Genomic DNA, 11,620 nt, shown 5'->3' on the forward strand with positions numbered 1-11,620 from the left:
TCCTCATCCTTCGAGACGCCCGGCCTCGCCGGGCTCCTCAGGATGAGGACTCAGTGCTTAGACGCAGCCTATCTCTTCGAATCAAGGACGCTGTTTACGTCAGCAGCCCGCGCTTGCCTTCTTTCCAGCGCGCGAATTCGGTCTGCAGCACTGAGACGTGCTCGTCCTCTTCGGCGGCAAGTTCGCGATAGAGCTGACGCTCGACCGAACCGTCCGGGGTCTCGCCAACCCGGGTCTTGAAGAACGAGGCGGCGCGCCGCTCGAACTCGATTGCGGCTTCGAACAGCGTGGTCGGATCGCCGATCCGGCCTTTGACACCGGCCATGATCGCCGCGGTGCCGAGATGGAAGCCCTCGGTCGCCTGCGGAATCGCCACATGGTAGCGATTGGCCAGCGTGGTCATGTGCTCCTCTTCCATCGCGGCGAAGCTGAGGAACAGCTCCTGCAATGTCGGATCGGACGTTTCTTTCGCGGCGCGGGCATAGAATGCGCGGCCGCCGAGTTCGATCTCGAACGCGGTGCGGATCGCCGCAAGCCCTGCCTCATCGTTGACGCCGGCGCGGTCGAGCGGCTGCAGCTTGCCACCGCAATGCGGGCACATCCCGTAAGGGAACGCGAAGCCTTCGCTGACCTTGGCGCAGTCGTCGCAGCGCCATTGCAGCTCGGAGCCGGCACAGCAGATGTACTCTTCGGAGCCTTCCAGCGGCTGGTGACACTTCGGGCAATGCGCCACGCCATCCTCCTCGATCGGCGATGCCAGCTTGCCGGCGACGAAATCGTCGGCATCCTGCGCGGTGATGGGCCACTTGGTCTTATTCAGACGCAGCCAGGCGGCGATCGACTTGGCGGCGCGGCGGCCCGCGCTCATCGCCAAGATCACAGTGGCGCCCCCGGTGACGATGTCGCCGCCGGCGAACACGCCCGGCATGTTGGTCGACTGGGTATCGTCATCGGCTGCGATGTTGCCCCACTTGTTGAGCGCGAGGCCGGGCGTCGCTTGGCCGATGATCGGATTCGGTTTGGTGCCGAGCGCATAGATCACCGTGTCGCATTCGAGCTCGATGAACTCGTCGAGCGGCACCGGCTTGCGTCGACCACGCTCGTCGGCCTCGCCGAGCTCCATCTTCTGCAGCCGCACCGCACGGACGTCGCCGCTCTCGGTGACGAGAATCTCCACCGGCGAATGCAGGAAGAAGAAGTCGACGCCTTCCTCCTTGGCGTGGCGGATTTCTTCGATGCGGGCCGGCGCCTCGGCTTCCGACCGGCGATAGACGCAGCGCACCGTCTCGGCACCGACACGGCGGGCGACGCGCAAACAATCCATCGCGGTGTTGCCGGCGCCGATCACGATGACGCTGTTGCCGACGCTGACAGGCGTATCGAGATATGGGAAGCGGTCGCCGCCCATCAGATTGATACGGGTGAGGAATTCGTTGGCCGAATAGACCCGACCGGCGAACTCGCCGGGAATGCCCAGGAAGGTCGGCGCACCGGCGCCGGCCGCGACGAACACCGCATCGAAGCCGCGGTCGCGCATCAACTGTTCGATAGTGAACGTCTTGCCGACGACCTTGTTGGTCTCGAACTTGACGCCGATATCCTTCAGCCGCTGGATTTCGCGATCGATGATGTCGCGCGGCAGCCGGAATGACGGAATGCCATATTGCAGCACGCCGCCGAGCACGTGCAGCGCCTCGTACACGGTGGTCTCGACATTGTAGCGGGTGAGATCGGCTGCGGCGGCAAGGCCCGCCGGGCCGGAGCCGACGATCGCGACCTTGCCGATCGTCTTGGACAGATCGATCGGCTTGCTCTTCGGCGCCCGTGCGTTGTCACCGATGAAGCGCTCGAGACGACCGATCGCGACCGGCTCATGCTTCTTGTACTTGCGGATGATGCACTGCGCTTCGCACTGCGTCTCCTGCGGGCAGACGCGGCCGCAGATCGAGGGGAAGATGCTCGACTGATAGATCGTCTCTAGCGCCGCATCGAAGTCGCGGAACAGGATGTTGCGGATGAACACCGGAATGTCGATGCCGACCGGGCAGCCGGCCACGCAGGTCGGCGTGATACACTGGATGCAGCGCTCCGCTTCCTGCAACGCTTCCTCGACCGAATAGCCGAGATTGACTTCCTTGAAATTGGTGGCGCGCTCGTGAGCGTTGCGCTCCGGCATCGGGGTTTGATGCGGCGGCAGCGTCGCCAGCTTCTTGTAGTTGCGCTTGCCCTCGACGATCAGCTGCTTTTCGAGATTGCAGACGTGGGCGAAGTGTTCGTTCGCCTTGTCTTCCTCGGTCTTGAAACGCTTCTGGCGGGCGTGCAGCTCGTGGAAATCGACCTTGTGGCCGTCAAAATCCGGGCCGTCGACGCAGGCGAACTTCACTTCATTGCCGACGGTGACCCGGCACGAACCGCACATGCCGGTTCCGTCGACCATGATGGTGTTGAGTGACACCATGGTCTTGACGCCGTGCGGACGGGTGGTCTCGACGCAGGCGTGCATCATCGGCATCGGGCCGATCGCCACCACCTTGTCGGGCTTCTGCTGGGTGATGACGCGCTCCAGCGCCGCGGTGACGAGGCCGGGCTCGCCGTAGCTGCCGTCATCGGTGCAGATGATCAGTTCGTCGGCGAATTCGCGGAACTTGTCCTCCCAGAACACCAGATCCTTGGTGCGGAAGCCCATGATCGCTGTGGTCCGCGCGCCGGACTGTTTGAAGGCGCGGAGCTGCGGGAAGATCGGCGCGACGCCGAGGCCGCCGCCGACGAACACCACGTGATCGACCTTGTCGATGTGTTGCGGCAGACCGAGCGGACCGACGAAGTCTTCGAACGCTTCGCCTTCCTTGAACTTGTCGCGCATCTCGCGCGTGGTCTTGCCGAGCGCCTGGACGACGACCGTCACCAGCCCCTTGTCGCGATCGAAATCGGCGACGGTGAGCGGAATGCGCTCGGCACCGTCGTAGAGACGAAGCATGACGAAATGGCCGGGCTCGGCAGAAGCCGCGATATCCGGTGCCTCGACGTCCCACAGGAAGGTCGCGTCCGAGAACTGCTCGCGTCGAACAATACGATACATGGTGACAGCACAGATTGGTCCGAGGCCGGCGAGCGGCATCGAGAGGTGAGGGGAAAGCGGCCCAAAATAGCCAACGAGCGCCAAATTGATTTGACTTCGGTCATGTCCGGTCCGGCGCCGCACCGTTGCCGGCGGACGCAGTCCACTCGGTGGCGATCGACGGATTAGGCCGATTTGTGCGCTATTGACCGGCGCTGACGGGCAGCAAGCGAGTCTTCACCCGACGTTCCGCATGCATGACCGGCATGCAAAAGGCCGCCCGGCTTTCGTCGGGCGGCCTTAGACATAGGTCTAAGAATGAAGCGCTGTAGCTTCTCGCGACTCAGGTCTCGATCTTTACGTACTCGAAATCACCCGGACGATTGTCGATGCCGACCTTCGGCGGCGAGATCCACGACGCGTACTGCCCGGCCTCCGACACCGGCACCATCAGCGAGGCGATGAATTCGCCATCATCCTTCGAGGGCAGCCATTCGTTGCGCCGCTTGGCCCAGGTCGCCGGATCGATCAGCACGCCGTCGGGCGTTGCTTCGACATCCTTGAACTCGCCGATCTGGCGGTGGAACGCGACGTGCGGCAGCTTGAGCTGGAAGTCGTAGCCGGCGGTGGTGATCACCTTGTTCCAGCGCAGCAGACCCTTGACGCAATCCTGCGAGTAGTCGTCGCGCAGCCGCATGTTCAACGCGGTCAGCGCCGGCTCGTCGATGCGCTTGATCTCGCCGTCCACCAGCTTCAGCACCGGATAGGTGTCGTGCTCGAGCTTGTGATCGTCCTGGATCTGAGTCTCGTGGAAGCGTCCCTTGATGCCGGCATTGAACGCATTGGCGGCGTTGGTCGAGACTTCCGAGCCGAACAGATCGAGCGACAGCGAGTAGTGCAGGTTGAGTTTCTTCTGCACCGTCGGGAGGTCGATCACACCGAGCGCGCGAACCTTGTCGATGTCGGTCGGATCGGTGATGCCAGCGGCGCGCATCGCCTCGCAGGTCCGCTGCACCACCCGGCTGATGCCGGTCTCGCCGACGAACATGTGGTGCGCTTCTTCGGTCAACATGAAGCGGCAGGTGCGCGACAACGGATCGAAGCCCGACTGCGCCAGGCTGTGCAGCTGCATCTTGCCGTCGCGATCGGTGAAATAGGTGAACATGAAGAACGACAGCCAGTCCGGCGTCGCCTCGTTGAACGCACCCAGCATCCGCGGCGCATCGTCCGAGCCGGAGCGGCGGCGCAGCAGACCGTCGGCCTCCTCACGGCCGTCGCGTCCGAAGTATTTCTGCAGCAGGTACACCATCGCCCACAGATGGCGGCCCTCTTCGACGTTGACCTGGAACAGGTTGCGCATGTCGTAGAGCGATGGCGCGGTCTTGCCGAGATGGCGCTGCTGCTCGACCGACGCCGGCTCGGTGTCACCCTGGATCACGATCAGCCGCCGCAGCATCGCGCGGTGCTCGCCCGGCACCTCCTGCCAAGCCGGCTCGCCGTAATGCTGGCCGAACGGCACGACGCGGCCTTCTTCCTTCGGCGCCAGCAGAATGCCCCAGCGATAGTCAGGCATCTTGACGTAGTCGAACTTCGCCCAGCCGCGCGGGTCGACCGAATACGCCGTGCGCAAATACACCAGCGACTCCTGGAAGCCCTCAGGCCCCATGTCGTTCCACCAGTCGATGTAGCCTGGATGCCACCCCTCCAGCGCCTTCAGCACCTGGCGATCGGAGCCGAGATCGACGTTGTTGGGGATCTTGGTCGAGTAGTCGACGTGCATGATGTTCATATTCATGGGCGGCTCCCGGGTTGATCGCGGTATCAATCGCAATGCCGAAGCAGGTGTCTCGTTTCAGCGAGAGCGCACTACATCGAGCTGATCGCCGATGTCAGACTCTCGTCATATCGAATTGCGGCTTCTGCCCGCTGCCGTAGCGGCGCAGCGCGCCGGCCTCGCCGACCGCGTTCGGGCGCTGGAAGATCCAGTTCTGCCAGGCGGTTAGGCGCGCGAAGATCTTCGACTCCATGGTCTCGGGGCCGACGAAGCGCAGGTTCGCTTCCATGCCGGTGAGACTGTCGGGCGAGAACGATGCGCGCTCTTCCAGGAAGACGCGAACCTCATCGTCCCAATCGATATCGTCGAGCGCGAACGTGACCAGACCCAGCGTCTCCGCCGCCTCGGCATTGAGCGCTTCGCCGGTTTTGCTCTGCACCGCCTCGTGGTCGGCCGGATCAGCTTGGAAGCGCGACTGCAGCCGGGTGAGACCGTGGCTCATCGGATAGGCACCAAAGTTGAGTCCCGACAACGTCAGCATCGGTGGCGGGCGATTATCGCCCTCACGCGAGCCGATCAGCATGTAGCTGCGGTCGGCGGCGAACACGAGCTCCGCCAACGTACCGGCGAAGCATGAGCCGGGCTCCACCAACGTCACCAGCGAGCGCGACGTGACATCGACGCGCTTCAGCACGCGCTTCCAGAAGTGGCGGATCTCGTTGACCAGCCAGTGACCCTTATGCGCTTCGAGCAGCGCGTCGTAAGCCAGCACTTGGTTTGCATCGCCGTGGGACTTGAACACCCAAAGGCCCAGCTCCGGCTCGTTGAGCCGCAGATGCAGAATGGCGTCGTCGAGTTCGCGGGCGAGCTGCAACGGCCAGAACGCCGCGCCTTGCGCCTGCAGCGCCTCGATCGAGGTCGGCGGCGCCGCGTCCGGGCCGCTCAGCGTGATGGTCGCGATCCGAGCGCCGCGATCAATCTCGATGCCGACCAAGCCGTAGCGCACGCCTGTGTCGTCGAAGCTGCGGTGCAGCGGCGTCAGCGCGATGCCCGGCCCAGCGCCGCGGCGCAGCGAGGCGGCAATAAGTTCGCGGGCGCGCTCAACCACCTTGGCGTCGAGCTTGGTGGTCGCGACGATGTCGTCGACCAGCCGCCACTGGACCGCGCGCTTGCCCTTGATGCCTTCCTCAATGGTGCAGAACACATCGGCATGATCGCGGCGAACCTTGCGCTTATCGATTACACGGGTCAGGCCGCCGGTGCCGGGCAGCACCGCGAGCAGCGGTACTTCCGGCAACGCCACCGCCGCGGAGCCGTCGTCAGCCATGATGATGTGATCGGCGGCGAGCGCGAGTTCGTAACCGCCGCCGGCCGCGGTGCCGTTGATCACCGCGATGCTACGCTGACCGGAATGCTGCGAGGAATCCTCGATGGCGTTGCGGGTCTCGTTGGTGAACTTGCAGAAGTTGACCTTGTGGACGTGGCTGGCGCCGGCCAGCATCCGGATATTGGCGCCGGCGCAGAACACCCGGTTCTTGGCGGAGCGTAGCAGGATCACCTTCACGGCGGGATGTTCGAACCGCAGCCGCTGCATCGCGTCGGCGAGTTCGATGTCGACGCCGAGATCGTAGGAATTCAGCTTGAGCTGGTAGCCTTCGAACAGACCGCCGTTCTCGTCGACGTCGAGGGTGAGCGTCGCGATCTCGCCATCAACCGTCAGCTTCCAATGCCGATAGCGGGACGGCTCGGTCTGAAAATCGACCCGCACAGCTCCGTTCGCGAGCGGGCGCGTGTCTGCTGCCTCGGCCATGGCGGCTCCCTGCGTTTCCTCTTGCTTGTAATATGCATTATAATTCATGTTTAGCCGGAGAGTCCAGCCGCAAATGCAACTTTGATGCATTTTAATGCGAGACGGCTTGGTCCGTTGTCGAGGGCTGATCAGGCAGCGCGACCGTCGGTCGCCTCGGCATGGCCGCTCAGAATGCGGTCCGCGAAGCCGGCGATCAGCCGCAGCGTCGCGTCGGCGGCTTCGCGGTGCGGCGAATGCCCCGCTCCCGCGAGCAGCTCGACTTCGAGCGGGCAATAGCATTCCGAACGTGCGATCTCGATCTGCCGCATCGTTCCGTATTGGTCGTTCTCGCCCTGCACGATCTGCAGCGGCACCCGGATGTAAGCGAGCGAGTCGGCGATGTTCCAGGCGCGAAACGCCGGATCGAGCCAGGCATCGTTCCAGCCGTAAAAGGCATTGTCGACGTCGTCGTGCCAGCGCGCGAGCTTTGCACGCAGCTCGGTCGTCTCGTACGTCGTCCGAATCGCCGCGATCGACGCCACCGAAATGTCTTCGACGATGAAGTGCGGCGCGATCAGCGAGACACCGCGAACGCGGTGATCGGCGACGCCGCCCGCATACAGCGCCGCAATCGAGGCCCCGTCGGAGTGGCCGACCAGCAGGCCGCGGCGAAAGCCGATCTGGTCAAGCACCCGCGGCAACACCTGCAAAGCCTCGCGATGCATGTAGTCGAGCGGGCGCGGCAATGCGGCACGTGTCGAGCTGCCATAGCCGGCGCGGGAATATGCGAACACGCCGGCACCGGTCGCGGCCGCGAGCTTGTCCGGAAATTCGCCCCACAAGGCCGCCGAACCCAAACCTTCGTGCAGCAACACAAGGGTCGGTGCGGCGTCCGGCTGCGGACCAACGAAGCGATATTCCAACTGGGCGCCTTCGATTGCCAGCGTACCAGTCGGGGTCAAGCCTGCCATTGTTGTTCCTTTTGTCATCGGCCTTGCACTGACTTTAATCGATCAGCACTACGCCGCGCAGGTTCCGCCCGGCATCGAGGTCGGCATAGCCTTGGTTGATCTCGTCGAGCCGATAGGTCCGGCTGATCAATTCGCCGAGCTTAAGATCGCCGCGGCGATACAGGCCCAGCAGTTCGGGGATTTGCAGACGCGGGCTGGCGAAGCCGTACACCGCGCCCATGATCGCCTTCTGAGTGGCGAACAGTTCCAGAGGCGGCACGTCGATCTGCTTGACGGTGTCGGGCGTGATCGCAGTGACCACAACGTTGCCGGCCTTCGCGGTGGCACGAAACGCCGGCAGCAGCGTTTCGGCTGGGTTGATGCAGACGAAGGCGTGATCGACACCGACGCCTTCGGTCAACGCCTGCACGGTGCTGATCAGCTCGTCGCCTTGCGCGGTGGTGCCGTGCGTGGCGCCGAAGCTCCCCGCCCATTCCAGCTTTTGTGCGACGATGTCGGCAGCGATGATCATCGACGCGCCGCAGAGTTTTGCGCCCTGCACCACGTTCATGCCGTCGCCGCCGCAGCCGACCACCAGCACCGTATCTCCCGGCTTGACGCGCGCGCGATGGCGCGCCGCGCCGACGCCGGCCGGGACGCCACAAGCGATCAGGCTGGCATGATCGAGCGGAATATCCTTCTCGATCACCAGCACCGAGGCCTGATCGACGACGGTGGCTTCGGCAAACGCTCCGATCATGCAGAACGCGCCGACATCATGGCCGTCGGCATCGCGTCGACGGAAGCTGCCGTCGAGCTGCGGCCCATGCGTGATGCGCGGCCCCTCGGCGCATAGATGATGCAATCCGCGCTGGCACCAACGACAACGGCCGCAGCCGGGAATGAAGGTGAGCACCACGTGATCGCCCGGCGCGACGCCCTGCACCTGATTGCCGATCGCCTCGACGACACCCGCGGCTTCATGACCCAGCACCATCGGCTGCATCGCAACACGGCGCTCGCCGCGCATCACGTGATAATCGGTTCGGCACAGGCCGATGGCAGCGAGCCGCACCAAAACTTCGGTCGGCTGCGGCGGATCCAGCACAATCCGCTCGACGCGGAGCGCCGCGCCAATCTCTCGAAACACCGCCGCCCGAATGTCCATGCCTCGTAGGTTAGCAGCGGCTCGCAGGTTTTCAACGCGCCTCCGCGGCGCAGGACGGGTGATTGCCCTGCAACATGGCGCTGCAGTGCAACATAATTTCGTACCAGAATGCACAAAATAGTTGATGGCGATCAAGGAACCGCGAAACCGGCATGGGGTGTAGTTGCCCTAATCAAAATTGGAAACGCTCTCGATGGCTTCGAAGCTGACCGGTGGTGATCTACAGGTCATCACCCGGATCGCTGTGTTTCGCGGACTGAAGGCGGAGACCGTCGCGCACATGATCGCGCCGGCCACCGCGATCAGCCTGCGGCCGCGCGAGTCGATCGTGCGCCAGGACGAGCCGGCGACCGCGTTCTTCATTGTCGTCGGCGGCTGGGTCAAGCTGTTTCGCAGCAATCTGGCCGGCGACGAAGCCGTGATCGAAATCATGAGCCGTGGCGGCAGTTTCGCCGAAGCCGCGGCGCTGACCGGCCACCGCTATCTGGCCAACGCCGAAGCAGTCACCGACGCGCGGGTCGCGCGAATCCCTGCTGATCATCTGGTCCGCTGCATCCGGGCCAACCCGGATATCTCGGTGCCGATGATCGCTTCGATCTGCCAGCACATGCACCATCTGGTGCAGCGCGTCGAGCAGCTCAAGGCACAGAGCGGGGTGCAGCGGCTCGCCGAATTCCTGGCCTCGCTGGCGATCGCCGAGCACGGCTCCTGCGCGCTGGTGCTGCCCTACGACAAGGCGCTGATCGCCGGTGAGTTGGGGTTGACGCCGGAATCGCTGTCGCGGGCCTTCGCCAAGCTGCGCAGCATCGGCGTCACTGTCGAGGCGTCGCAAGTCGCGGTGCGCGATGTCGCAAGGTTGCGCAAGCTGGCAACCGACGGCCGCAGTGCGGTGCGCGGTAAGCTGCAGGCCGTACGCTAAGCGCTCATTCGCGCAGGGCCCCCGGCAGCCCTACGCCAGCGAGGCAAACAGCTCGGCCGTCACGCGGCTCGCCAGGGCCGCCGCAACGACGCGCCGGTAGTTGGCTGGCATCAGCGTCGTCCGCATCGGCTGCACTTGTTTCTGCACCAGCCGGTCGATCTCGCGCAGTATCGCATCGTCGAGCGGCCGCTGCGAAAAGGCGGCGGTCTCGGCGAGCAGGAACGGCCTTGAATTGGTCCCCGTCAGCGCGATGCGAAGCTGCGCGATCTTGGAGCCGGAACGCGTCAGCGCAACTGCTATGCCGGCAAGCGGATAGTCGATTGCGCCGCGCTGCCGCACCTTGACGTAGCGCGACGCAGGTGGATCGGGCGGCAGCCGCACCGCAACAACGACCTCGCCTGGCCGCAGCGCGAGATGCGCCCGCCCATCTTCAACATACAATTCGGCGAGCGCGATGCGGCGCCGGCCGCCGGGCCCGGCGATCTCGACCTCGGCGCCGAGCACCAGCAGGGCCGGCGCGAGATCGCCGCTGAAGGCGGCGTGGCAGCGGTTGCCCTTCGGGGCGACGTGACAAGTCTCGCCGCGATTCTTCAGGCAGTACGCATTGGCCGCGCGCCACCATTCGGTCTGATTGTAGTAGATGCAGCGGGTGTCGAGGCAGAGATTGCCACCGACGGTGCCGAGCTTGCGATGACCGGGCCCCGCCACACTGCGAGCAGCTTCGCTCAGCGCCGGATAGCGGGCAGCAACCAGACTGTCGGCGGCGAGGGTCGCCACGGTGACTCCGGCGCCGACGGTCACGCCGCTGCCATCGACGACGAGCCGTTTGATCTCGGCGATGCCGGTGGTGTCGATCAGTGTCTCAGGCTGCGCGATGCCGCGCCGCATGTTGACGAGCAGATCCGTACCGCCGCCGAGCAGCCGTCCTCCCGGATGCGCCAGCAGTGCGGCGATCGCCTCATCGACCGAGCCCGGACGAAGCAAATTCAACGCATTCAGGCCAGTCATGAGGCGGCCCTCACCGCCACTGCCCGCTTCGCCTCGCGACGCCGCCGCGCCAGCGCCTCGACGACGCGATCAGGCGTCGCCGGCAGATCATCGAGATCGATGCCGATCGCATTGGCAACGGCGTTGACCATCGCCGGCGGAAAGCCAGCGAGCGCACCTTCGCTGGCCTCCTTGGCGCCGAACGGCCCAAATGGATCGACGCTTTCGACGATCGCGACCTCGATCGGAGGCGATTCGATCATCGTCGGCATCCTGTATTCGAGAAAGCTGGCATGCGCGGGCAGCCCGTCGAGATAGCGCGTCTCCTCGCACATTGCCTGCCCCATCCCCATCCACACCGCGCCCTGCACCTGCCCGACCACCGCGAGCGGATTGATGGCGCGGCCGCAATCCAGCGCCGCCCAGACCTTGTCGACGGTGATCAGGCCGGTCGCATCATCGACGCTGACCTCGACCACCTGAGCGGCGTAGCTGAATCCCATGGTCGAACCGACCGCGCCGCCGCGATGTTTGCCGCCCTGCGATTCCGGCGGGCATGTGAAAGTGCCCTTGACCGTGATGGCGCCCTCATCGATCAGCGCGGCTTTGGCCACTTCGCCGAAACCGAGCGCGGCCTGGGCACCGCTGCCGATAAAGAAGCTCTCGCCGGCACACTCGATCTGCTCGGGAGCGGCTTCGAGCTTGCGGGCTGCCGCCGCGATCAGGATCTGTTTCAACTTCGTCGCCGCATCGATGGCGGCGTTGCCGACCATGAAGGTGATGCGCGACGAATACGCGCCATTGTCCTTCGGAGTGATGGCGGAGTCGCCGGAGATCACCCGGACCCGGTTCAGCGCGATGCCGAGCGTTTCGGCGACCGTGATCGCCACCACGGTCGACGATCCCTGGCCGATGTCCGCGGCACCGGTCAGCGCGGTGACGCCCCCGTCGAAACCGAGCCGCAGCGCCACCCCC

8 protein-coding genes are annotated in these 11,620 nt (G+C 64.8%); 1 reads left to right on the forward strand and 7 read right to left on the reverse strand.

The window, feature by feature from the left end; all coding sequences use genetic code 11:
* Nucleotides 1-94 precede the first annotated feature (94 nt).
* The 5 genes from gltA to DYI24_RS12045 form a co-directional block, all read right to left on the reverse strand.
* On the reverse strand, nucleotides 95-3,079 hold the full coding sequence (gltA, locus tag DYI24_RS12025) for an NADPH-dependent glutamate synthase (protein WP_164572446.1): 2,985 nt from the start codon (nucleotides 3,077-3,079) through the stop codon (nucleotides 95-97).
* 322 nt (nucleotides 3,080-3,401) lie between these two features.
* Nucleotides 3,402-4,853, reverse strand: a complete 1,452-nt coding sequence (boxB, locus tag DYI24_RS12030; RefSeq protein WP_164572447.1) for a benzoyl-CoA 2,3-epoxidase subunit BoxB — start codon at nucleotides 4,851-4,853, stop codon at nucleotides 3,402-3,404.
* A gap of 94 nt (nucleotides 4,854-4,947) precedes the next feature.
* Entirely contained in the window at nucleotides 4,948-6,642 is a 1,695-nt protein-coding gene (gene boxC, locus DYI24_RS12035; protein WP_164572448.1) for a 2,3-epoxybenzoyl-CoA dihydrolase, read from the reverse strand.
* A 128-nt stretch (nucleotides 6,643-6,770) separates the two neighbouring features.
* Entirely contained in the window at nucleotides 6,771-7,592 is an 822-nt protein-coding gene (locus DYI24_RS12040; protein ID WP_164572449.1) for an alpha/beta fold hydrolase, read from the reverse strand.
* A 34-nt stretch (nucleotides 7,593-7,626) separates the two neighbouring features.
* Nucleotides 7,627-8,739 carry a Zn-dependent alcohol dehydrogenase gene (locus tag DYI24_RS12045; protein ID WP_164572450.1) on the reverse strand — a complete coding sequence of 371 codons (1,113 nt, stop codon included), beginning with the start codon at nucleotides 8,737-8,739 and terminating at the stop codon, nucleotides 7,627-7,629.
* 193 nt (nucleotides 8,740-8,932) lie between these two features.
* Here DYI24_RS12045 and DYI24_RS12050 point away from each other — a divergent pair, with 193 nt between their 5' ends.
* On the forward strand, nucleotides 8,933-9,658 hold the full coding sequence (locus DYI24_RS12050; RefSeq protein ID WP_164572451.1) for a Crp/Fnr family transcriptional regulator: 726 nt from the start codon (nucleotides 8,933-8,935) through the stop codon (nucleotides 9,656-9,658).
* Nucleotides 9,659-9,688: 30 nt separating this feature from the next.
* Here the strand turns inward: DYI24_RS12050 and hcrB are convergent, their stop codons facing one another.
* Both hcrB and DYI24_RS12060 read right to left on the reverse strand, forming a co-directional pair.
* Nucleotides 9,689-10,666 (reverse strand): 4-hydroxybenzoyl-CoA reductase subunit beta, encoded by a 978-nt coding sequence (gene hcrB, locus DYI24_RS12055; protein ID WP_164572452.1) that lies wholly within the window; start codon nucleotides 10,664-10,666, stop codon nucleotides 9,689-9,691.
* On the reverse strand, nucleotides 10,663-11,620 hold a 958-nt coding region (locus DYI24_RS12060; RefSeq protein WP_164572453.1), incomplete at its 5' end, for a molybdopterin cofactor-binding domain-containing protein. The genes hcrB and DYI24_RS12060, both read right to left, overlap by 4 nt.

Origin of the sequence: Rhodopseudomonas sp. BR0C11, assembly GCF_010820945.1 — a bacterium.
Classification (GTDB): Bacteria; Pseudomonadota; Alphaproteobacteria; order Rhizobiales; family Xanthobacteraceae; genus Rhodopseudomonas; species Rhodopseudomonas palustris_H.

What these genes read in the sequence shown, in the direction of transcription:
- gltA (WP_164572446.1), bottom strand. Translation starts at nt 3,079, where the DNA reads ATGTATCGTATTGTTCGACGCGAGCAGTTCTCGGACGCGACCTTCCTG.
- boxB (WP_164572447.1), bottom strand. Translation starts at nt 4,853, where the DNA reads ATGAATATGAACATCATGCACGTCGACTACTCGACCAAGATCCCCAAC.
- boxC (WP_164572448.1), bottom strand. Translation starts at nt 6,642, where the DNA reads ATGGCCGAGGCAGCAGACACGCGCCCGCTCGCGAACGGAGCTGTGCGG.
- DYI24_RS12040 (WP_164572449.1), bottom strand. Translation starts at nt 7,592, where the DNA reads ATGGCAGGCTTGACCCCGACTGGTACGCTGGCAATCGAAGGCGCCCAG.
- DYI24_RS12045 (WP_164572450.1), bottom strand. Translation starts at nt 8,739, where the DNA reads ATGGACATTCGGGCGGCGGTGTTTCGAGAGATTGGCGCGGCGCTCCGC.
- DYI24_RS12050 (WP_164572451.1), top strand. Translation starts at nt 8,933, where the DNA reads ATGGCTTCGAAGCTGACCGGTGGTGATCTACAGGTCATCACCCGGATC.
- hcrB (WP_164572452.1), bottom strand. Translation starts at nt 10,666, where the DNA reads ATGACTGGCCTGAATGCGTTGAATTTGCTTCGTCCGGGCTCGGTCGAT.